The 21525-nt window shown below is 68.9% G+C and carries 15 protein-coding genes and 1 pseudogene; 11 read left to right on the top strand and 5 right to left on the bottom strand.

Translation table 11 applies throughout. The features are described 5' to 3' along the window. Positions 1–236: 236 nt before the first annotated feature. The 4 genes and pseudogenes from ACZ4WS_RS40795 to ACZ4WS_RS40780 all read left to right on the top strand — a co-directional run. Positions 237–1142 (top strand): metal-dependent hydrolase, encoded by a 906-nt coding sequence (locus tag ACZ4WS_RS40795; RefSeq protein WP_467988239.1) that lies wholly within the window; start codon positions 237–239, stop codon positions 1140–1142. Continuing rightward, complete coding sequence (locus tag ACZ4WS_RS40790; RefSeq protein WP_467988238.1) at positions 1142–2191, top strand: PDR/VanB family oxidoreductase; 1050 nt, start codon at positions 1142–1144, stop codon at positions 2189–2191. Before ACZ4WS_RS40795 ends, ACZ4WS_RS40790 begins: the two co-directional genes overlap by 1 nt. A 56-nt stretch (positions 2192–2247) precedes the next feature. Then, the gene (locus ACZ4WS_RS40785) at positions 2248–2949 is read left to right on the top strand and encodes a TetR/AcrR family transcriptional regulator (protein ID WP_467988237.1); all 702 of its coding nucleotides are present in this window, start codon (positions 2248–2250) and stop codon (positions 2947–2949) included. Then, a pseudogene (locus ACZ4WS_RS40780) lies at positions 2948–3187 on the top strand (MFS transporter); the annotation flags it as partial. The gene ACZ4WS_RS40785 and the pseudogene ACZ4WS_RS40780, both read left to right, overlap by 2 nt. 38 nt (positions 3188–3225) lie before the next feature. Here ACZ4WS_RS40780 and ACZ4WS_RS40775 read toward each other — a convergent pair. The 3 genes from ACZ4WS_RS40775 to pulA all read right to left on the bottom strand — a co-directional run bounded on the left by ACZ4WS_RS40775 (position 3226) and on the right by pulA (position 10775). Further along, positions 3226–3582, bottom strand: coding sequence for a 5-carboxymethyl-2-hydroxymuconate Delta-isomerase (locus ACZ4WS_RS40775; protein ID WP_467988236.1), 357 nt, complete (start codon positions 3580–3582; stop codon positions 3226–3228). A gap of 106 nt (positions 3583–3688) precedes the next feature. Further along, positions 3689–5287: a SpoIIE family protein phosphatase gene (locus ACZ4WS_RS40770; protein ID WP_467988235.1), complete on the bottom strand. Its 1599-nt coding sequence runs from the start codon at positions 5285–5287 to the stop codon at positions 3689–3691. A gap of 73 nt (positions 5288–5360) precedes the next feature. After that, complete coding sequence (pulA, locus tag ACZ4WS_RS40765; RefSeq protein ID WP_467988234.1) at positions 5361–10775, bottom strand: pullulanase-type alpha-1,6-glucosidase; 5415 nt, start codon at positions 10773–10775, stop codon at positions 5361–5363. A gap of 223 nt (positions 10776–10998) precedes the next feature. Between pulA and ACZ4WS_RS40760 the strand changes: the two genes are divergently transcribed. Next, positions 10999–13074 carry a carbohydrate-binding module family 20 domain-containing protein gene (locus ACZ4WS_RS40760; RefSeq protein ID WP_467988233.1) on the top strand — a complete coding sequence of 692 codons (2076 nt, stop codon included), beginning with the start codon at positions 10999–11001 and terminating at the stop codon, positions 13072–13074. Positions 13075–13147: 73 nt separating this feature from the next. On the opposite strand, the gene ACZ4WS_RS40755 is transcribed toward ACZ4WS_RS40760, so the two are convergent. After that, a complete protein-coding gene (locus ACZ4WS_RS40755; RefSeq protein ID WP_467988231.1) occupies positions 13148–14530 on the bottom strand; it encodes an alpha-amylase in 1383 nt (460 codons plus the stop codon). A 275-nt stretch (positions 14531–14805) separates the two neighbouring features. On the opposite strand from ACZ4WS_RS40755, the gene ACZ4WS_RS40750 reads away from it, so the two are divergent. Beyond that, positions 14806–16857, top strand: a complete 2052-nt coding sequence (locus ACZ4WS_RS40750; RefSeq protein WP_467988230.1) for a carbohydrate-binding module family 20 domain-containing protein — start codon at positions 14806–14808, stop codon at positions 16855–16857. Between the two features lie 82 nt (positions 16858–16939). Beyond that, positions 16940–17704 (top strand): AfsR/SARP family transcriptional regulator, encoded by a 765-nt coding sequence (locus tag ACZ4WS_RS40745; RefSeq protein WP_467988229.1) that lies wholly within the window; start codon positions 16940–16942, stop codon positions 17702–17704. A gap of 74 nt (positions 17705–17778) precedes the next feature. Here the strand turns inward: ACZ4WS_RS40745 and ACZ4WS_RS40740 are convergent, their stop codons facing one another. Next, the gene (locus tag ACZ4WS_RS40740) at positions 17779–17979 is read right to left on the bottom strand and encodes a hypothetical protein (protein ID WP_467988228.1); all 201 of its coding nucleotides are present in this window, start codon (positions 17977–17979) and stop codon (positions 17779–17781) included. Between the two features lie 155 nt (positions 17980–18134). Here ACZ4WS_RS40740 and ACZ4WS_RS40735 point away from each other — a divergent pair, with 155 nt between their 5' ends. The 4 genes from ACZ4WS_RS40735 to ACZ4WS_RS40720 are packed head-to-tail and all read left to right on the top strand — an operon-like array spanning position 18135 to position 21513. After that, entirely contained in the window at positions 18135–18647 is a 513-nt protein-coding gene (locus ACZ4WS_RS40735; RefSeq protein WP_467988227.1) for a MauE/DoxX family redox-associated membrane protein, read from the top strand. Positions 18648–18656: 9 nt separating this feature from the next. Continuing rightward, on the top strand, positions 18657–19193 hold the full coding sequence (locus ACZ4WS_RS40730; RefSeq protein WP_467988226.1) for a thioredoxin domain-containing protein: 537 nt from the start codon (positions 18657–18659) through the stop codon (positions 19191–19193). A gap of 20 nt (positions 19194–19213) precedes the next feature. After that, complete coding sequence (locus ACZ4WS_RS40725; protein ID WP_467988224.1) at positions 19214–21037, top strand: ABC transporter ATP-binding protein; 1824 nt, start codon at positions 19214–19216, stop codon at positions 21035–21037. After that, positions 21034–21513, top strand: coding sequence for a S26 family signal peptidase (locus ACZ4WS_RS40720; RefSeq protein ID WP_467988223.1), 480 nt, complete (start codon positions 21034–21036; stop codon positions 21511–21513). Before ACZ4WS_RS40725 ends, ACZ4WS_RS40720 begins: the two co-directional genes overlap by 4 nt. The last annotated feature ends 12 nt before the right edge of the window (positions 21514–21525 follow it).

The raw sequence follows: 21525 nt of genomic DNA, 5'->3' as shown, positions 1-21525 counted from the left end.
GGCTCCACACCTACAATCACCACCGCGGACACACCGCGCTCAAGGGCCAACCACCCGCCAGCCGCGTCCCCAACCTCACGGGTCAGTACAGCTAGCCAACAGCCACCGGACCGCGCCAGCCGACAGCCGCGGGACCGCGCTGACCGACAGCCGCGGGACCGCGCTAACTGACACCCGCGTCAACAAGTCCCTGCACGGGGGTTCACCACGGAACTACCCGTCAGTACATTGACGCCATGTCTAACACGCGGACCGGGCTCCCCCAGCCCCTCGACTCCGAGCGGATACCGCTCAAGGCACGGAAGGTGTCGTTCTCCTGGGAGGACACACCGTTGCACTGGGTGCCGGGGGATCCGTTCACCACGCACACCATCAATGTGCTGCATCTGCTGCTGCCGGCCGGTGAGCGCTGGTTCGTGCACGTCTACAAGCAGGTACTGCCGCACATCCGGGACGAGCGGCTGCGCCAGGACGTCATCGGGTTCATCGGCCAGGAGGCCATGCACTCCCAGGCGCACGACGAGGTGCTGCCGCACCTCAAGGAGCTCGGGCTCGACCCGACGCCGTACACCGCGCAGGTCGACTGGCTCTTCGAGAAGCTCCTCGGCGACCGCACACTGCCGCCGGGCAAGGCCCGGAAGTGGTGGCTGATGGAGCGGGTCGCCATCATCGCGGCGATCGAGCACTACACCGCCTTCCTCGGCAACTGGGTGCTGAACGCCGACGAGTTGGACCGCCGCGGGGCCGATCCGACCATGCTGGACCTGCTGCGCTGGCACGGGGCCGAGGAGGTCGAGCACCGGTCGGTGGCGTTCGAGCTGTTCATGCATCTCGACGGGAGCTACCGGCGGCGCGCGCGGACCTGGGCGACCGCGTTCACGGCTCTCGTCTTCCTGTGGCAGCGCGGGGCGCGGTTCTTCATGGAGAACGACCCGACGCTGACTGCGGGCAGGGCGAGCTTCAAGGACTTCTATGTGAGCGGGAAGCAGGGCGTGCTGCCGGCCACCGGGGACATGCTCAAGTCCATCCCCCGCTATCTCAGCCGCGCCTATCACCCCTCCCAGGAGGGCTCCACCGAACAGGCCGTCGCCTATCTCGCCTCCTCCCCCGCGGCGACCGCGGCGGAACGGGGGGCGGTGTGATGCCCCGGCTGCGGACCGTCGTGGCCGTCGCCGGTGCGGCCCTGCTCGTCAAGCGCGCGCTGCGCCGCCGGATCGAGGCCTCGCCGCTGTGGCCACTGCCCGCCCTGGAGAACCCGGTCTCCGGCCGGCCGCGTTCCCGCGCACTTCGGCTGCTGGTCACCGGGCACGAGCGAGTCGCCGACGATGTCGTACAACTGCGCCTGGAAGGACGGAACTTGCCGCGCTGGGAGCCGGGCGCGCATCTCGATCTGGTGCTGCCGTCGGGGCTCGTGCGGCAGTACTCGCTGTGCGGGGACCCGGAGGACACCTCGTCGTACACCGTGGCCACACGGCTGGTCGAGGGTGGGCGCGGCGGGTCGCGCGAGGTGCACGAGCAGCTGCGGGAGGGCATGGAGGTCGAGGTGCGCGGGCCGCGCAATCGCTTCCCGCTCGCGCCCGCGCCGTCGTACGTCTTCGTCGCGGGCGGCATCGGCATCACTCCCCTGCTGCCGATGCTCCGATCGCTCCAAGAGGGCGTGGACTGGCGGCTGCTGTACGGAGGGCGGACGCGCGCCTCGATGCCGTTCCTCGAGGAGATCGAGAAGCTGGGCGGCGGCCGGGTCACCGTCGTCACCGAGGACGAGGACGGGCGGCCGGACCTCGACGCGCTGTTCACGGACGTCGCCGAGGGCGCGGCGGTCTACTGCTGCGGTCCGGAGGGGCTGATGACGGCGGTCGAGGCGCGCCTCCCGGACGGGGCGACCCTTCACCTGGAGCGCTTCACTCCCCCTGCGTCCGGCGAGGGCAACGGCGCCTTCGAGGTCGAACTGCGCCGCAGCGGACGTACCGTGCACGTCCCCGCCGACTCCACCGTCCTCGCCGCCGTCCGCGCGGAGCTGCCGGGCACCGTGTACTCCTGCGAGCAGGGATTCTGCGGGACCTGCCAACAGCGGGTACTGGAAGGAGAGATCGAGCACCGGGACGAACTGCTCACGGATGCGGAGCGTGGTGACTCAATGCTGATCTGTGTATCGCGGGCGCGAGGTGAGAGAATCGTGTTGGACATGTGAATGATCCTGGCCGGACCCGTCCCTTCCGGGCCGGATCCGATCGGTAAGGTGTTCGCATGACAACCGGGGTACGCCGCAGGATGGGTGTCGAGGAGCGGCGGCAGCAGTTGATCGGCGTCGCCCTCGAACTCTTCAGCCGACGCTCGCCCGACGAGGTCTCCATCGACGAGATAGCCTCGGCCGCGGGTATCTCGCGGCCGCTGGTCTACCACTACTTTCCCGGCAAACTCAGCCTGTACGAGGCGGCGTTGCAGCGCGCGGCCGACGATCTCGCGGGCCGCTTCATGGAGGCCGCGGAGGGGCCGCTGGGGGCGCGGCTGCTGCGGGTGATGCGCCGCTTCTTCGACTTCGTGGACGACCACGGGCCCGGTTTCTCGGCGCTGATGCGGGGCGGCCCCGCGGTCGGCTCGTCCGCCACCAACGCCCTGATCGACGCCGTGCGGCAGGCCGCGTACGTTCAGATCCTTTCGCATCTGAAGGTCGAGAACCCGCCCGCCCGCCTTGAACTGATGATCCGGTCATGGATCTCGCTCGCCGAGTCGACGGCGCTGATCTGGCTGGACGGGCGACGGATTCCGCGCGGCGAGCTGGAGCTGCAGCTCGTGCACGACTTCGCGGCGCTGGCGGCGGTCAGTGCCTCGTACGACGACGAGGTGGGCGCGCTGCTGCGCACGGTACTCACGGACGAGCCGGGCGACGGGCCGTTCAGTGACCTCGTCGTCCGGCTGATCTCGCTGGCCTCGCCCCCGGCGGCGTAACCCGGTGTTCGCCACCTACCGGCTCGACCGGACAGAGCCGGACCGAGTGGCCCGCACCCTGTCCGCGTGGTCGGTCACCGGCAAGGCCACCATCGCGGCCATGACCGGGCTGTGGGGCCTGCCGGCCGGCCTCACCGGCCCCCGCACCGCGATCGCGATCGCCGGTCTCCTCATGCCGGCGACCCCGCTCCTGCTCCCCGGCATGAGCGAGGTCCCCGTCCTGAGCGGGTCCGACTAAGCGGCTCCGGGAACGCACCCGTACTTCCCCGGAGCCGCTTAGGACTCGAACTTCCGGTACGACGGGTCGAGGTCGCGCACCTCGGCGGACGCGTGCAGCTCCAGTCCCTCGGACGGCTTCACATACGTCTTCAGCAGTTCCAGTACGGCCTCGGTCAGTTTCACCTTGGTCTCGTCGGTCCGCCCGGCCAGCAGACCGAGCGTGACGTGGACGATGGCGTGCCCGCTGACGTCGGCGCCGACCACGGCGTCCTCGGTCCGCCGGAACTGCGTCTTGCACGCACCGATCTTCGCGGCCGCCGTCTCGACCACCTCCGCGTGCAGCGCCAGCGCGAACCCGCGCCGGTCGAAGGCGTCCTCGAGCGGTGCGGAGTAGTCGACGGTGATCTGCGGCATGGGCGCACTCCTGTTCTAGGCAACTCCTCGTCACCCTAGTCGCCGCGCGAGCACGCCACCCGGCCTCAGCGCAAGCACCGTCACCTCAGCCTCGGTGCAAACACCGTCACCCCAGCCTCAGCGCAAGCAGCGCGATGTCGTCCTCCCGGTCCCGGCCGAAGCAGTCGAGCAGGGTGTCGCAGAGGGCCGCGGTGCCGGGCGGGGCGGCGGCGGCCGCGGTGCGCAGGTGTTCCAGGGAGAGGGCGAGGTCCGTGCCGCGGGTCTCGATGAGGCCGTCGGTGACCATGAGGAGCCGGTCCGTGGGCAGCAGGATCGCGTCGGTGGGCGCCGGGCGGTCCAGGCCGAGGCCGAGCAGCGGGCCGTGCGCCTCGGCGTAGTCGGCGGTGCCGTCGTCGCCGACGATCAGCGGCGGGATGTGGCCCGCGTTGGCGATGCGGATGCGCCCGGTCGCCGGGTCGACCAGGGTCAGGCAGACGGTGGCCGTGAGGTCGGGATGGTAGTGCTGGAGCATCTGGTCGAGCCGCCCGGCCAGCGCTTCGGGATCCGGGTCCTCGACGCAGTAGGCGCGCAGCGCGTGCCGGATCTCGACCATGACGGTGGCCGCGTCCAGTGAGTGCCCGACGACGTCACCGACCGCGGTGAGCAGCCCGACCGGGGTGCGCAGCGCCGCGTAGAAGTCGCCGCCGATCTCGGTCTGCCGGGAGGCGGGCACATACCGGACGACGACGTCCACGCCCGGCAGCCCAAGCAGCTTCTGGGGCAGGAAACTGTGTTGCAGGGTCAGCGCGACATGGCGCTCCACCTGGTACATGAGCAGCGGCTCCGCGGCCAGTGCGGTGGCCTGGGCGAGCCGGGCCACCAGGGCGTCGGTCTCCGCCGTCCCGTCGTGCGCGGGGGTGGCGAGGCACACCGGTGTCTTGCCGTCGTGGGTCTGGGCCAGCACCAGTCGCGCGTCCTCGGGCGCGCCGGCCGTGAAGAAACCCGCGGGCCACAGCGGGGCGGGCACGACGGTGCTGCGCACCCCGGTGTGCCCCACCGTGATCTGCCGGATCAGCCGGGCCACGGCCTGGTGCGCGCCGAGGTCCGGCAGCGCCGCCCGCGCCCTGCGCCGGGACATTCCCCGGTACAGCTCACCGTCCTCGGCGAGCAGGAAGACGGCGGACGGTCCGCCGGTGAGCCGCGCGGTGCCTTCGGCGGCCGCGTGGGCGAGTTCGTCGAGGCAGCGCGCGGCCTGTACGTGGACGATCGTCTCGGAGAGCAGCGTCAGACGCCGTGCGAGCGCCTCGGCTCCCGAGCGCACCCGGGCGCCGCGCACCGCGGCCCGTACGACTGCCTGGATCTCCTCGGGTTCCGCGGGCACCGACAGATACGCCTCGCCGCCCGCGTCCAGGCCGCGGCAACGGTAGCCGGGGCCGGTGGAGGCGGCGGAGAAGTGCACGACGGGCAGGGCGGCCGTGGGCGGCTGTGCCTTCAGCCTGCGGCACAGCTCGAAACCGTTCATGTCCGGCAGTCCGACGTCCACCAGCGCCACATCGGGCAGGACGCCCGCGCGCAGCCGTACGTCGAGTTCGACGAGCGCCTCACCGGCGGTGGCGACGGGGACGACGCTATGTCCGGCGCGCCGCAGCACGGCGCCCATCGCATAGCGGCTGGCGGTCACGTCGTCGACCACCAGCACGGTGGAGTCTGCGTCCTTGCCGTCCATGAGAACAGCCCCTCGGGGCACGGATGATGGGGCAGACCCCCAGGTTCCGGGCCTGCCCCACCAAGCTAGTCCGCTACCGAGCGGCCCGGGAGAATACCGCGACAGTACGCCCCGGAACGGCGAACGTGCCCGATTTCTCCTCGTAGGACGAGGACTTGACGATAGAGTCCGCGCCCGCCGCCTGCACCGGATGCAGCGCGTACGCCGTCCCGGCCAGGGCGCCGATCGCCTGCTCCTGCCGCTCGGGCGTCGCGTTGAAGACGACGACGAGGTCCCCGAGCTCCATCGTGATCACACCGGGCGTCTCGTCCTTCCCGGACAGCGGGAAGGAGAGCTTCGACTGCACCTGGTCGGCCGTGCCGAGTCCGAAGACGCTCTCGGTGGTACGGATCTTCAGCAGGTCCTGGTACGCGGCCGAGCTGCCCTCGATCTGGTCGCAGCCCACCTTGACGGACGTCAACAGCGGGGTGGCGTACGGCCACTTGGACGCGTTGTCGGCCGCCATCGGCAGCCCGCGCCCGAAGCCGTTGCCGTCCTGGCAGTTCCAGTGGATGGCGTTGAACCAGTCCCCGCTGTCGAACGAATTGCGGTCGAGGGACTTGGAGCGCAGCAGGTCGGATCCGGCCTGGGAGAGGGACGGTCCCTGCGAGAGGGTGGCCGTCGCCATGGCGAGGACCTGCATACGGGCCCGGTCACCCGCGCTCGTCGTCGCGGGCAGCTTGTAGGTGAGCGCGTCGTACAACGACTCGTTGTCGTGCGCGTCGGCGTACGCGAGGGCGTCACCGGGCGCATCCGCGTATCCGGCGGCCTGGCCGTTGTAGTCGACCTCGGAGCCCTTGACCTCCTTGCCGTCGCTGTCGGTGAAGTGGTACTTGGCGAGGTTGCCGGTCAGACCGACCTTGATGAGGTCCTGGTAGTGCAGCAGCCGGGCCTTCTGCTCGGCCGACGTGCCGTTGGACGTCGAGGAGTTGGGGTCGGTGTAGAGACCGGACGCGAACCCCTGGACGCCCGGGTCGCTGTCGAACGGGCCGCCGCCGCGTACGGCGTCGCGCGCCCGGTCGGAGAAGGTCGCGATGCCGGTACCGGCCATGTTCTTCTGGGTGGCCTGCACGAAGCGGGCGTCGTCGGCGACCTCGCCGAAGTTCCAGCCCTCGCCGTACAGGATGATCTTCTTGCCGTCGACGCCGTCCTTTTCGAGGGTGAGGGCGTCGAGGGCCTTCCTGACCGCGAGGATGTTGGCCTTGGGGTGGTGACCCATGAGGTCGAAGCGGAAGCCGTCGACCTTGTACTCCTTGGCCCAGGTGACGATGGAGTCCACGACCAATTTGCCCATCATCGAGTTTTCTGTGGCCGTATTCGCGCAACATGTCGAGTTGGCCACGGAGCCGTCCGCGAGGAGCCGCTGGTAGTAGCCGGGCACGACCTTGTCGAGCACACTCGTGTCGGCCTGACCGCTGGCCGCGGTGTGGTTGTAGACCACGTCCATGACGACCCGCAGGCCGTCCTCGTTCAGCGACTTGACCATCTTGCGGAACTCGACCGTGCGCTCGGTGCCGTCGGGGTCCGTGGCGTACGAGCCCTCCGGGACCGTGTAGTGGTACGGGTCGTAGCCCCAGTTGTACGCGTCCTTCGCGGCGATCTTCGCGACGCACTCCTGCTGCTTCTCGGAGTCGGCCGCGTACGAGGCGAGGTCGCAGTCGGTGGTCGCCTGGTCGGACTTCTTCTCGGGGATGGTGGCGATGTCGAACGCGGGCAGCAGGTGCACGTACGACGTACCGGACTTGGCCAGCTGCTTGAGGTGCTTGGACCCGTCGCTGTCCTTGTCGGTGAAGGCGAGGTACGTGCCCTTGTCCTTCGCGGGAACGGTCTCGTCCGCCACCGAGAAGTCCCGGATGTGCAGCTCCTGGATCTGGGCGTCCTTCAGCGCCACTGCCTTGGGCTTCTGGAGGGTCGACCAGCCGCTCGGGGCAAGGGACTTGGCGTCCAGGTCGACGACCAGGCTGCGCTCCGAGTCGGCCGTGAGAGCCACCGAGTACGGGTCGGTGACCTTGTTGGTGACGACCTTCTGGACGGTCGGCGCCCACACCTTGACGACGTACCGGTAGGGCTTGTTCGTCCAGGACTTCTTGCCCGTGACGGACCAGACCCCGGTGGTGTCGTTCCGCTTCATGGCCACCGTGGAGCCGTCGAGTTCCAGGGACACGCTCTGTGCGGTGGGCGCCCAGACGGCCAGCGTGGGACGGCCGTTGTGGAAGGTCGGACCCAGGTCCGCCTTCGTCGCGTCGTACACATCGTCCAGTACGCCGGCGATCTGCACGCCCGTCGCCGCGAGCACCGCGCCGTTGGCGGCCCGCTGCGAGGCGACGATCTGGCCGCTCAGTGCTTCTCTCACCCGGTCGCGGTCACGCGGGTCGACGGACCAGGCGGTGTAGTCCTTGAGGTGCGGGAACTTCTCCTTCTGGGCGTCGGTGAGGCTGGTCTTGGTCAGCCGCAGCCAGCGCTCGTCGTCGCTGGTCAGCGTCCCGTCCTTGACCGCGATCGAGCCATCGCGGGAGTACAGCAGCTGGGTGGACGCGGCGGCGTCGGACCCGTTCCAGGCGACCGTGTTCCGGTCGATCCAGACCGCCTTGGAGGTGGTCAGGTCGAGTGCGGCCGCGCTGCCCGCGGGCTGCGGGAGCAGGTAGTTCTCCTGGCCGTTCAACAGCCACACCTCGTGGCCGTTGGCCGAGAGGTCGAGCGACTGATCGGTGGAGAGGTCCTTGTCGTCGCCCTTGTGGATGATGTAGCTGAGGCTGGTGGCACCCTCGGCGAGCGGCACCTCGAAGACAGCGCCATAGGCGTCAGTCTTCACCGGCTCAAGGGGCTTCGACCAGTCCGTGGGCGTCGCGGCGCCGGTCCAGACGTGCAGACCCCAGCCGGTGTAGTCGCCGTCGGCGCGGTGATAGTGGATGACCGCCTTGGTCGTGTCCTGCGCCGGGTAGTCGGCCGTCGGCTTCTCGGTGAGGACGGCTTCCTTGCCCTGCTCGACCCAGACCTCGCCGGTCTTGGTGACGTCGATGGTGCGGTCGGCGGAGACGTCCTTGTTGCCGTCCTTGTCGATGACGAGGAAGCCGACACTGGAGGCGCCCGGCTTCAGCTTGACGTAGGCGAAGGCTCCGTAGGCGTCGCGGCCGATGAAGTCGTGGCCCGCGGGCCAGGTCGTCGACTCACCGTCGGCGAGGTCGCCCCAGGCGTACAGCCGCCAGTCGGTGTAGTCGCCGTCGGTGCGCTTGTAGTGGACGATCGCGTAGTCGCGCGAGGAGGCCGTGGGGACTTCCTCGGCGGGCGGGGTGCCACTCGTACTGGCGGCCGTCGCGCCGACCGTACGCCCACCTGAGTCGATCACAACTGCCTTGTAGCGCAAAGCGGTTCCGGCCGGTACGTCCTTTCCGATGGCCTGGGTGACCTTGTACGGGGCATGGTCGGCGGAGCCGAGGGTCTGCCACTTGCCGTTGCCGACCTGGGCGGCGAAGACGACGCGGTTCAGCTGACCGCCGTCGACGTCGGCCGACAGCTCGACGGTGCCGGTGGCGCCCTCGGAGGGGGCCTTGAGAGTGAGCGTCGGCTTCGACGCCGGGTCGCCGAGCCTGCCCGCCGCCTTGAAGACGACCGACGAACCGGCCGGGACGGTGACGGTGACCTTCTTGTCGGCGCCGCTCGCCAGGTCGGAAGACGTCCCGTAGATACCTCGGAACTTCATGTCCGCCGAACCCGTCGCGAAGGTCGCCGTCTTCGCCTCGTCGGCGTTGTTCACGGCGACCACGTACTCGGTGCCGGTCTTCGCGTCCGTACGGGAGAAGGCGTACACACCGGCGCCGTCGGCGGCGTACCGCTCCGTCTGGACGCCGTCCGCGAGGGCGGGGTTGTCCTTGCGGAGCTTGGAGAGAGCACTGATCTGCTCGTAGAGCGGTGCACTCGTGTCGTAGGCGTCGCTCGCGTGCGTGCGGTCGGTGCCGATCTCGTCGTCGTCGAGGTAGTCGGCGACCTTGGAGGCGAACATCGTCTGGCGGGCGTCCTTGTCGCCGCCCGCGCCGGTGAAGCCCTGCTCGTCGCCGTAGTAGACGACGGGGTTGCCACGGCTGAGGAACATCAGCTCGTTGGCGAGCTCGTCCTTCTTCAGCAGCTCCGCGTCGGTCGCCTTCGGGTTGTCCTGATTCAGGAAGTATCCGATGCGGCCCATGTCGTGGTTGCCGAGGAAGGTGACCTGCTCGTACGCGTTGGCCTTGTCCGTCGTGTACTTGTAGTCGTCACCGAAGACGGACGCCAGCTTCTGCGCGCTGCCGCCCTGGGAGGCGTACTGGCGGGCCGCCTCCTGGAAGGGGAAGTCGAGCGTGGAGTCGAGGCGGCCCTGGGTGACGTACGGCGAAGTGATCGACGTGTCGGCGGAGTAGACCTCGCCGAACATGAAGAAGTTCTTGCGCCCGTGCTGAGCTGCGTACGCGTCGAGCGCGGTCGCCCACTGCGTCCAGAACTCCATGTTCACGTGCTTCACGGTGTCGATCCGGAAGCCGTCGATGTCGAAGTCCCTGACCCACTTCTCGTAGATCTTCTCCATGCCCTTGACGACCTCGGGACGCTCGGTCCACAAGTCGTCGAGGCCGGAGAAGTCGCCGTACGTGGTGGACTCACCGGCGTACGTGGAGTCGCCGCGGTTGTGGTACATCGTCGTGTCGTTGAGCCACGACGGGACCTTGGTGTTCTTCTTCGCGGCCGACACGGTCGGCGTACGGGCGAAGGAGTCGTTGTCGACCGCCGGGAAGCTCTTCGTGCCGTCCGCGTAGTCCGCGTCGTCGAAGGGTTCGCCGTCCTTGGTCAGGTAGGGGAAGGCGCCCTTGGAGAGGTAGTCGTAGGACTTCTCCTCGTAGTCGACGACGTCCGCCGTGTGGTTGGTGATGACGTCGAAGAAGACCTTCATGCCCTTGGCGTGGGCCTTGGAGATCAGGGTCTCCAGGTCGTTGTTGGTGCCGAAGTGCGGGTCGACCTGGGTGAAGTCGGTGATCCAGTAGCCGTGGTAGCCGGCCGAGGCGTTGTCGCCGGTGCCCTGTACGGGCTGGTTCTTGAAGATCGGCGCCATCCAGATGGCGGTGGTGCCGAGGTCCTTGATGTAGTCGAGCTTCTGGGTCAGGCCCTTGAGGTCGCCGCCCTGGTAGAAGCCCTTGTCGGTGGGGTCGTAGCCGGTCGACAGGCGTGAGCCGGTCAGCCCGCCCTCGTCGTTGGAGGTGTCGCCGTTGGCGAAGCGGTCCGGCATCACGAAGTAGAACTGCTCGCGGGTGTCGTCGTGCCGGGACGATTCGGCGGCGAGCTTCGCGTCGGACGGGGGCGCGGGCGGGGTCGCGGCGCGGGCCGCGACGGGCTGGATGAACGCTGCCGCGAGGGCGGCTACGGCCACCGCCGCGATCCGTCTGCGCTGGGTGCGGCGCGCCCAGGGCGCCGGCCATCTCGGTATCACAGGCCTGAACTCCTTGCGATTACGGCTCGATTGGGGCCGACCTCAACGCTGCCGTGCGGCAACGGTGCCGGGCGCCGGCGCGACCGTATCGCTTACGCAAGGTTTACAGCAAGAGGCTTGCAATTCACAGCAAGAACTTTCAGCAGCGATCTTGACGCGCCCTTCTCAACTGCCCCACGCTCACGACTTGTTGAATCCACAACCCCCTATTTCGGAGCCGCTCATGTCCAGACAACGACCACCCGGTGTCCTGCGCCGCACGGCGAGCCTCGCCGCCGCGGGCGCCCTCGCGCTCGCCGGGGCGATAGCCCTGCCCGCCGCCCCCGCGCAGGCCGACACCACCGCTTCCGGCGACGTGATCGCCAACCTGTGGGAGTGGAACTGGGACTCGATCGCGTCCGAGTGCACGGACGTGCTCGGCCCGGCCGGGTACGGCGCGGTGCAGGTCGCGCCGCCCGCCGAGTCCCTCAAGCAGTCCAGCTACTACTGGTGGGACGTCTACCAGCCGTACTCATACAACTTGAACAGCCGTTTCGGGACGGCGGCCGAGTTCGCGAGCATGGTCACCGCGTGTCACACGGCGGGCATCAAGGTCTACACGGACGCGGTCATCAACCACACCGCGGCCCAGACCGGCACCGGCTACAACGGCACCACCATCACCAACAAGTACGACACCCCGGACTGGGACGCCGGTGACTACCACCAGTCGGACGACTGCTCCGACTCGGATCTGATCATCGACGACTACTCCAACCTCTCCGAGGTCCAGAACTGCGAGCTGCTCGGCCTGCCCGACCTGGAGACCGAGAACGACAGCGTCCGCTCGGGCATCGCGTCGTTCCTCAACAAGCAGATCGCGCTCGGCGTCGACGGCTTCCGCGTCGACGCGGCCAAGCACATCCCGACCGCCGACCTCCAGGCGATCGAGGCCAAGCTGACCGACACGACGTCCGGCGCGGACCCGTACGTCTTCCAGGAGATCTACCCGGGCTCGACCCCGGCGGCGAGCGACTACTACTCCTCCGGTGACGTCCTCGACTTCACCTACGCGAGCAAGATGAAGTCGGCCTTCCAGGGCAATGTCTCCGACCTGGAGTCCCTGTCCTCCTCCGGCATCCTGCCCGCCGCCAACTCGGTGTCCTTCGTGGCCAACCACGACACCGAGCGCAACGGCCTGCACATGAGCTACAAGGACGGCGACAGCTACCGGCTCGCCAACCTCTTCCAGCTCGCCTACAAGTGGTCCACGCCGACCATCTACTCCGGCTGGGAGTTCAGCACCAGCGACCAGGCCCCGCCGAACTCCAGCGGGTTCGTCACCGACACCGACTGCTCCAGCGGCGAGTGGTACTGCCTGGACCGTGACACCGCCGTCGTCGGCATGGTCGCCTGGCACAACGCCGCCGACAGCGCGGCCGTCTCCAACTGGTCGACCAAGTCCTCCAGCGTGATCGGCTTCGGCCGCAGCGGCGCGGGCTTCTTCGCGGTCAACAACGGCTCCAGTGACGCCACTTACACGTTTGCGACAGGGATGGCCGACGGCACGTACTCCAACGTGATCGACGGCGGCGCGACCACGGTCACCGTCTCGGGCGGCAGCGCGAGCATCACCGTCCCGGCGAAGGGCGCGGTCGCGTTCTACAACTCCGCCTACACCTGCACGGTGAGCTGCGAGGACACCGGCGATGACGACGACTCCACCTCGACGGTGAGCGCGACGTTCAACGAGTATGCGTCGACGGCGTCCGGCTCGAACGTGTACGTCGTCGGCTCGATCTCCGAGCTGGGCTCCTGGGACACGTCCAAGGCCGTCAAGCTCTCGTCCACCGGGTACCCGATCTGGTCCGGCGAGGTCAGCGTCCCGATCAACACGTCCTTCACCTACAAGTACATCAAGAAGGACTCCTCAGGGAACGTGACCTGGGAGTCCAACGCCAACAGATCGGTGACGACGTCGAGTTCGGCGGTCTCCTTCAACAACTCCTGGAACGTGGCGAGCGCCTCGGCGACCGACGTCACCTTCAACGAGTACGCCACCACCGCCTACGGCACCAACGTGTACGTCGTCGGGTCCATCGCCTCCCTCGGCTCCTGGGACACGGACGACGCGATCCCACTGTCGTCGGCTTCCTACCCGACGTGGAGCAAGCTGGTGATCGTCCCGCAGAGCACGGCCTTCACCTACAAGTACATCAAGAAGGACAGCTCCGGGAACGTGACGTGGGAGTCGGGCACGAACCGCTCGTACACGACGGGTACGTCGAGCGGCTACACGGCGAGTGACACCTGGAAGTAACCGCCTGAAGCCGAAGGCCCGGTCACCGTGGGAGCGGTGACCGGGCCTTCTTCTGTGCTCAGGAACTACGTACTCAGCAGCTGGACTTGCCCGAGTAGATCGCCAGCGCCGTGTTGGAGCCGAGGGTCGCCGTGAACTGGCCCGAGCTGTTCACCGTGACGCTCGTGTTGCTCTGGACGTCGCAGTACGTGCCCGCGGCGAGCGAGGTCGTGTACGTCCGGCTCAGCGAGGACGACTCGTGGTTGATGGCCACGAAGCCCTTGCTGCCGCGGCCGAAGGCGATGGCGTCCGCGCCGTTGTCCCACCAGTTGGTGACCGACTCACCACGGGTGGCGTTGCGGAAGGCCACCATGGACTCGATCTCCGGCCAGGCGTGCTGGCACTTCCAGCCGTCCTGCCAACAGGCGTTGACCGTCCCGTCGTTGGGCGGTCCCGCGTCCGTGTCGGACCACTCGTAGCCGGAGTTGATGTCCGGGGAGCCGTACGGGTACGCGAGCATGAAGACGTTCGCGAGCGTGTAGTTCGCCCCGTCCTTGTAGTTCAGGGTCGACCCGTTGCGCTCGGTGTCGTGGTTGTCGACGAAGACGGCGGACACGTCGCTGCTCATGAAGCCCCAGCCCGTGCCGAAGTTGCTGAGGTAGGCCAGGTTCTCGTTGTTGAAGACCTGCTTGAGGCTGGTCGCGTACCGGAACTCCTGGACGTCGCCGTTGCCCGTGTACTCGGTCGGCTGGACGGCCTCGCCCGAGCCGTAGATGACCTCCTGCTTCCAGTACACGGACGAATTGCTCAGCCGGGACTTGATGTTGGCGAGGTCGGTCGCGGGGATGTGCTTGGCCGCGTCGATGCGGAAGCCGTCGACGCCGTAGCCGAGGAGGGTGTTCATGTAACCGGCGATCGTTGCGCGGACGTACTCCTCGCCGGTGTCCAGGTCGGCGAGCCCGACGAGCTCGCAGTTCTGGACGTTGGTGCGGTTGGTGTAGTCGCTGATGGTGGCGGTGCAGTCGTCCATGTCGTACGAGGAGTACAGGCCCGGGTAGTTGTACTTCGTGTACGAGGAGCCGCCCGTACCGGTGCCAGAACCGGCCGACATGTGGTTGATCACCGTGTCCGCCACGACCTTCACGCCTGCCGCGTGACACGTGCTGACCATGTTCTGGAAGGCGGTGGCGTCACCGAGCCGCCCGGCGATCTTGTAGCTCACCGGCTGGTACGAGGTCCACCACTGCGAGCCCTGTATGTGCTCGGCGGGCGGGGACACCTGGACGTAGCCGTAGCCGGCCGGGCCCAGGGTGTTGGTGCATTCCTTGGCGACCGAGTCGAATTTCCACTCGAAGAGGACGGCGGTGACGTCCTTGCTGCCGGGTGGGGACGCCTGCGCGACGCCCGTGGGGAGGGTCACCGAGGCCGCCAGGCCCGCCGCGAGGGCGAACGTGGCAGCCAGTGTTTTCCTGGCCATGTTCTCTCCTGCACATCCTTGTGCGGGTGGGGGGAAATACGGTGTGCGGGCCGGAGTTGTCCGATCTGGAACGGTTGCGCGATCAACAACGCCGAGCGTGAGCGGGAACGTATCTCTTGCAATCACGTTTCAGCAAGATGTCGTAAGAACTTTCAACGCGCGCCTTGACGCGGCCCGGTGGCCACGCCCACGCTCGCACCGCGGTCAACTTGCCTCTCATGCTCCTGAGTTGGCCGCACACCCGCACCTCCGTCGTCAGCAAGGAGTTGCAAGCCATGCGCTGGTTCAGATCCCGTGCCCTGCCCCTGGCCACGGCCGGGCTGCTGGCCCTGGGCGGAGCGGCCGTGCTGCCCGCTCCGGCCGCTCACGCCGCCGCGTCCGACACCGGTGTCCCCAACGGCGATGTGATCGCCAACCTCTGGGAATGGAACTGGAAGTCGGTCGCCTCCGAGTGCACCGACGTCCTCGACCCGGCCGGATACGGGGCAGTCCAAGTTGCTCCGCCCGCCGAGTCGCTCAAGCAGTCCACCTACTACTGGTGGGACGTCTACCAGCCGTACGCGTACAACCTGAACAGCCGGTTCGGCACGGCGACCGACTTCGCGACCATGGTCTCCACGTGTCATGCCGCGGGCATCAAGGTCTACACGGACGCGGTGATCAACCACACCGCCGCACAGACCGGCACCGGCTACAACGGCACGGTCATCACCAACAAGTACGACACCCCGGACTACGACCCGGCCGACAGCGACGACTGCACGACGACGATCTCGGACTGGTCCAACCGGTACCAGGTCCAGCACTGCGAGCTGCTCGGTCTGCCCGACCTGGACACCGCCGAGAGCGGCGTCCGCACGAAGATCATCGGATTCCTGAACCAGCAGATCGACCTGGGCGTCGACGGGTTCCGGGTCGACGCGGCCAAGCACATCGAGGCCGCCGACATGAGCGCCATCGTCGCCGGTCTGCACACGACGACGTCGGGCTCGGCGCCGTACATCACGCAGGAGATCTATCCCGGCACCCCGCCCTCGCTCGACGAGTACTACGGCACCGGTGACGTCCTGGACTTCACCTTCGCGTCGCAGATCAAGTCGCAGTTCCAGGGCGACATCGCCAACCTGTCCAGCTTCGGCAGCAGTTGGGGCCTCGCCACCGAGGCCAACTCCAACACCTTCGTCACCAACCACGACACCGAGCGCAACGGCTACTCGCTCAGCTACAAGGACGGCGACACGGCCGTGCTCGCCAACATCTTCCAGCTGGCCCGCGGTTACGGCAGGCCGTCCGTCTACTCCGGCTGGACCTTCAGCCAGAGCGACGAGGCGCCGCCGAACTCGGCCGGCTTCGTCACCGACACCAACTGTTCGAGCGGCTGGTACTGCCTCGACCGCAACACCGCGGTCTCGGGCATGATCGGCTGGCACAACGCGGCTTCCGGTTACTCCGTCGCCAACTGGCAGTCCCCCGCGTCCAATGTGATCGGCTTCAGCCGGGGCGGCGCCGGTTTCGTCGCCATCAACAACAGCTCCGGCGCGAACACGTACACGTACACCACCGGTCTCGCCGACGGGACGTACCCGAACGTGATCGACGGCGGCGCCACCTCCGTCACGGTCGCGAGCGGCAAGGCCACGCTGACCGTGCCGGCCAAGGGGGCGGTCGCCTTCTACGACCCGGACTACGTGTGCACGGTCAACTGCGACGGAGGAAGCGGTGGCGGCGGCTCCGGCACGGTCACCGCGACCTTCAACGAGTACGCGTCGACCACCACCGGCACCGATGTGTACGTGGTCGGCTCCGTCGCCGCGCTGGGCAGCTGGAACACGGCGAGCGCGGCGAAGCTCTCGTCGTCCGGCTACCCGATCTGGAAGACGGACGTCTCCGTGCCGCAGAACAGCACGATCGAGTACAAGTACATCAAGAAGGACAGCTCCGGGAACGTCACCTGGGAGTCCAACGCCAACAGAACGCTCACCACGGGCACTTCGGCGGTCGAGGCCGACAACTCCTGGAACGTGGCGAACGCGAACGCGACGGACGTGACCTTCGGCGTGACGGCGACGACCGACTACGGCACCAACGTGTACGTCGTCGGCTCGATCCCGTCACTCGGCTCCTGGAACACTGCCGACGCGATCCCGCTCTCCTCGGCGTCGTACCCGTACTGGGGCAGGCTCGTGATCGCGCCCAAGTCGACGTCGTTCGCGTACAAATACATCAAAAAGGACAGCTCGGGGAACGTGACCTGGGAGTCCGGCTCCAACCGCTCCTACAGCACCGGTTCGGGAGTGGGCTACAGCGTCAGCGACACCTGGCGCTGACCGAATCCACGCGGCCGCCGTTCGCCTCGCGCGTCGGCGGCCGCGGCACGTCAGTGGCGCGATGCCATGAGGGGGAGGCCCGTTGACAACGGGATTTCATGTACTGGGGCGGGTCCGGCTGCACGAAGCCACGGCCGGGAGCAAAGCCACGGCCGGGATCAGGGGCGGCAAACCCCGGGCCCTGCTGGTGACGCTGCTGCTGCAGACAGGCCGCTGCGTCTCGCTCGACACCATCCAGGAGGCCCTGTGGGACGGCGAACCGCCGCGCTCCGCGGTGGCCAACATCCGTACGCACGTCAGCGCGCTGCGCGCCGCGCTGGCCGGCACCGCACCGCTGGTCGGTCTCGACGGCGGCTATGTACTGAACGCGGCCGCCGAGGCCTGCGACCATCAGCGCTTCCTCGACACCTCGGCGGCGGGCCGGGCGGCGCTGCTCGCGGGCGACGCCGACCGGGCGACCCGGCTGCTCGGCTCCGCGCTCGCGCTGTGGGACGGCGACCGCGCTGCCGTCGGCGTCCCGCGGCACGGCCCGCTGGTCGGCGGGCTCGGGCATCTCGACGAAGAGCGGATGCGGGCCGTCGAGGACCTGGCCGAGGCACATCTGCGGGTGAGTGAGCCGCGGGCGGCGCTGCGCGACCTGACCGGTCTGCTGTCCTCCGCTCCGCTGCGCAGCCGGAGTTGGGCGCTGCGGATGCGGGCGCACCACCGGCTCGGCGAACTGGGCGAGGTGTCCGAGACGTACCGGACCGCGTCCGCGGTGTACCGGGAGGAGCTGGGGATCGCGCCGGACCGTGAACTGCTCGACCTCTACGAGGAGTTGACGGGAGGGCTGCCGAGGAGCGCGTGACGCCCCGCCCCGCGTCGCTCGAGTTCCGGCGATCGTCGCGAGGCGGGGCGCGTCAGCACATCATTGAGCGACCGTCAGGAACTGCAGCACTTACCGGTGTTGGTCCAGCTCGTGCAACTGCCGGTGCTGTCCCAGCACTGGCGGGTGTACTTCGCCTGGTAGGCCGGATAGGTCGTACAGGCGTTGGCGCACTTGGTGTCGGTCCACCAGGTGGCGTCGGCTGTGACTTTCGGGGCGAGCCTGTTCACCACGGCGTCCGCGAACCTCTGCAGCAAGGGGTACTCCTTTCCGCACCGGCCGCCCGTCGCGGCCGATTCGTCGAGCACCTTACGAGTGCCGCATACAGGGCACATTCCGGTCCGCGTGTATGTCCTCTGTATATCCGGCACCTAAGCTCCTCCGGCGTTCGCCAGAAGGGGGAAATGGTGTGGTGTACGCAGCGGTTGTGTGCCGGGCATTCATCGGAGTCGTGTTCGCGGTGTCGGCGCTCGGGAAATTGCGCGGGCGGGAGGCGTTCGAGGATTTCGTGACCGGCCTTGAGGCGATGCGGGTGGCGCCGTCGGGGTGGGTGCGGCCGGTCGCCGTGGTGGTGGCCGCCATGGAGGCCGCGGTGCCGGTGCTGCTCCTGCCGTCCGCGACGGCGGCGGCAGGCCTGGGGCTCGCCGCGCTTCTGCTGACCGCGTTCACCCTGGCCATCGCGGTGCTCCTGCGGCGCGGAACCGTCGCTTCCTGCCCGTGTTTCGGGGCCGCGCCGACCCCCTTCGGTGCCCGCCATCTCGTCCGCAACTCCGTTCTGCTGGTGGCCGGTGTGGCCGGTCTGGCGGCGGACGGAGGCTCCGGGCAGACGGGCGGTGTCCTGCTCGCCGTGCTCACCGGGGCGGTCCTGGCGAGCCTGGTGGTCAACCTGGACGAACTCATCGACCTTTTCGCGCTACAGGGTTAGGGGAATTGCATGACGCTTCTCGCCGCTGCCGTAATATTCGCGAGCGCCCTGGGACTGCTGAATCTGGTGCTCTCCTACGGGATCATCCGCAGACTCCGTTCGGAGAACCGGAGTTCGCCGACCGCGACTTTTCCGGTGACCGACGCCGACAGCCTGGGCAAGGTACTGGAGGAATTCGGCGCACGATCGGACGACGGCCGGGAGATATCGCCGCGCACCCTCGACGAAGGCACCATCGCCGCGTTCTTCGCCCCTGGCTGCGGGCCCTGTGCCGACCTGCTCCCCCACTTCGTGCAGACCGTCGCCCGCACCGGCCGCCCGGCCCACGAGGTACTCGCCGTCGTCGTCCCCGGCAAGGAGGGCTCGCAGGAGTACGCGGACCTGCTGAGCACGGTGGCCACGGTGGTGACGGGCGACGACGCGCGCACGGTCGAGGCGGCCTTCGGGGTGAACGCGTATCCGGTCGTGTGCCGCATCGATGGCGAGGGGCAACTCACCGCTCTGGCAAGGGACTTGCATGAGCTGGAACACCCGGTGACCGTATGACCGGCACGCCCGGTGACCACATGACCGACACACCCGGCGACGGTGTGCTCCGCGGCCCCCGAGGCCGCACCGCCGCCCTCCGTGCCGTCCTCACCCTCTCCCTGCGCGCCGCCCCGCTCCCCCTCCTCGGCATCGTGCTGGCCGCCCTGCTGACCGCCGCGCTCCCCGTGACGGCGGCCTGGCTGACCCGGGACATCCTGGACCGGCTGGCCGCCGCGCACGAGGGCACCCCGGACATGGCGGTCCCGGCCGTGACGCTGGCCGCCGTCGGCGTCACCGCGGCCGTGCTGCCGCACCTCGACCGGCTGCTGTGCGGTGAACTGGCCCGCTCTGTCGGCCTGTTGGCGCAGGACCGGCTGTATGCCCGGGTGAACGACTTCGCGGGGCTCGCCCGTTTCGAGGACCCCGCGCGCCTCGACCGGCTGCGACTCGCCGAGCAGTGCGGCCAGGACACGCCGGTGCAGATCGTCGGCGCCGCGGTCGCGCTGACGCAGGCCGGGGTGACGGTCACGGGCTTCGTGGCCTCGCTGTGGCTGATCAACCCGTGGCTCGCGACCGTGGTCCTGCTCGGCGCGCTGCCCGCCCTGGCGGCCGAGCTGCGGCTGGCCCGCGCCTGGTCGGAAGCCACGCTGCACACGACCCCGCTGGAGCGTCGCGAGTCGTTCTACGCCCATCTGCTGGGCAGCGTGCAGGCGGCGAAGGAGATCCGGCTGTTCGGCATCGGCGGGCATCTGCGGGACCGGATGCGCCGGGACCGGAAGGCGATCAACGCCACCCGGCGCCGTATGGAGCTGCGTACGGCGGCCACCCAGGGGCTGCCCGCGACCGTCTCCGCGGGGATCGCCGCCGCCGGCCTCGTCTGGGCGGTGCACGCGGCCGCGCGCGGCGAGCTGACCGTCGGCGACCTCGCGGTGCTCACCTCCGCGATCGCCGCCGTCCAGGGCGGCCTCACCGGTATCGCGGCCTCGGCGGCGGTGGCCCACCAGCATCTGCTGCTCTTCGAGCACTACCTCGACGTGACGACCGCGCCACCGGACCTCCCCGTGCCCCAACCGCCCCTCCCCGTCGTCAGGTTGAGCCAGGGCATCGAGCTGCGCGACGTCTGGTTCCGCTACTCCGAGCAGCACGACTGGGTGCTGCGCGGGGTGACCCTGACCATTCCGTACGGCCGGGCGCTCGCCCTCGTCGGCGACAACGGCGCGGGCAAGAGCACCCTGGTCAAGCTGCTGTGCCGGTTCTACGACCCCACGCGCGGCAGCATCCACTGGGACGGCACCGACATCCGCCACCTCGCCCCGCAGGAGCTGCGCCGCCGTATCGGAGCGGTGTTCCAGGACTTCATGCGGTACGACATGACGGCCGCCGAGAACATCGCGCTCGGGGAGCTCGGCCGAAGCCGGAGCGAGCACCTCCGGGAGGCGGCCCGGTCGGCCGGCGTCCACGACACCCTGGCCGCGCTCCCCCGCGGCTACGACACCCTCCTCTCGCGCTCCTACGGCGACGGCGAACAGGACGGTGTCGAGCTGTCCGGCGGCCAGTGGCAGCGGGTCGCGCTCGCCCGCGCCTTCCTGCGCGACGACCCCGACCTGCTGATCCTTGACGAGCCCACCTCGGGCCTGGACCCGGAGGCCGAGTACGAGATCCACGAGGCGATCCGGCGCCACCGCCTGGGCCGTACGAGCCTGCTGATCTCGCACCGGCTCGGCACCGCGCGTGAGGCGGACCTCATCGTGGTGCTGCGCGACGGCGCGATCGCCGAGCAGGGCGGGCACGCGGAGCTGATCGCGGCGGACGGGCGGTACGCGGGGCTGTTCCGCCGCCAGGCCGCGGGGTACGCGCAGTGATCGCGTCGCCCTGTGCGGCGGCCGTACTCGCTCTCGCGGCCCCCACCCTCCTCGCGGTCCTCCGGATTCGCCGCCGCATGGTCGTGATCACCGTGAAGGGCGTGAGCATGCGGCCCACCCTCCGCGCCGGGGACGTCCTGATCGGCCGCCGGACCGCCATGAAGCGGCTGCGCACCGGCCAGATCGTGGTCGTACAGAAACCCGACCCGAGCGCCGACTGGAAGAGCTGGTCCTGGCCCGACCGGTCCGGGCACCTGATGATCAAACGCCTCGCGGCCCTCCCCGGCGAGCCCGTCCCGCCCGCGGCCCGCGACCGCCTCGGCACCGGCCTCGTACCGCAGGGCTCGGCGGTCGTCCTCGGCGACAATCTGCAAGAGAGTGTCGACTCGCGGGAGATCGGCTTCTTCCCGCTGGACCGCGTGGTGGGCGTCGCGCTGCGCACGTACCGCCGCAGCTCGGAGGACATACGCCGGTAACGGGAACGTCAC

The organism is Streptomyces sp. NPDC029292 (genome assembly GCF_055569295.1).
The sequence above is the reverse complement of the archived record's forward strand: the minus strand, read 5'-3'. Positions and strand labels throughout refer to the sequence as shown.

What these genes read in the sequence shown, in the direction of transcription:
- ACZ4WS_RS40795 (WP_467988239.1), top strand. Translation starts at nt 237, where the DNA reads ATGTCTAACACGCGGACCGGGCTCCCCCAGCCCCTCGACTCCGAGCGG.
- ACZ4WS_RS40790 (WP_467988238.1), top strand. Translation starts at nt 1,142, where the DNA reads ATGCCCCGGCTGCGGACCGTCGTGGCCGTCGCCGGTGCGGCCCTGCTC.
- ACZ4WS_RS40785 (WP_467988237.1), top strand. Translation starts at nt 2,248, where the DNA reads ATGACAACCGGGGTACGCCGCAGGATGGGTGTCGAGGAGCGGCGGCAG.
- ACZ4WS_RS40775 (WP_467988236.1), bottom strand. Translation starts at nt 3,582, where the DNA reads ATGCCGCAGATCACCGTCGACTACTCCGCACCGCTCGAGGACGCCTTC.
- ACZ4WS_RS40770 (WP_467988235.1), bottom strand. Translation starts at nt 5,287, where the DNA reads ATGGACGGCAAGGACGCAGACTCCACCGTGCTGGTGGTCGACGACGTG.
- ACZ4WS_RS40760 (WP_467988233.1), top strand. Translation starts at nt 10,999, where the DNA reads ATGTCCAGACAACGACCACCCGGTGTCCTGCGCCGCACGGCGAGCCTC.
- ACZ4WS_RS40755 (WP_467988231.1), bottom strand. Translation starts at nt 14,530, where the DNA reads ATGGCCAGGAAAACACTGGCTGCCACGTTCGCCCTCGCGGCGGGCCTG.
- ACZ4WS_RS40750 (WP_467988230.1), top strand. Translation starts at nt 14,806, where the DNA reads ATGCGCTGGTTCAGATCCCGTGCCCTGCCCCTGGCCACGGCCGGGCTG.
- ACZ4WS_RS40730 (WP_467988226.1), top strand. Translation starts at nt 18,657, where the DNA reads ATGACGCTTCTCGCCGCTGCCGTAATATTCGCGAGCGCCCTGGGACTG.
- ACZ4WS_RS40725 (WP_467988224.1), top strand. Translation starts at nt 19,214, where the DNA reads ATGACCGACACACCCGGCGACGGTGTGCTCCGCGGCCCCCGAGGCCGC.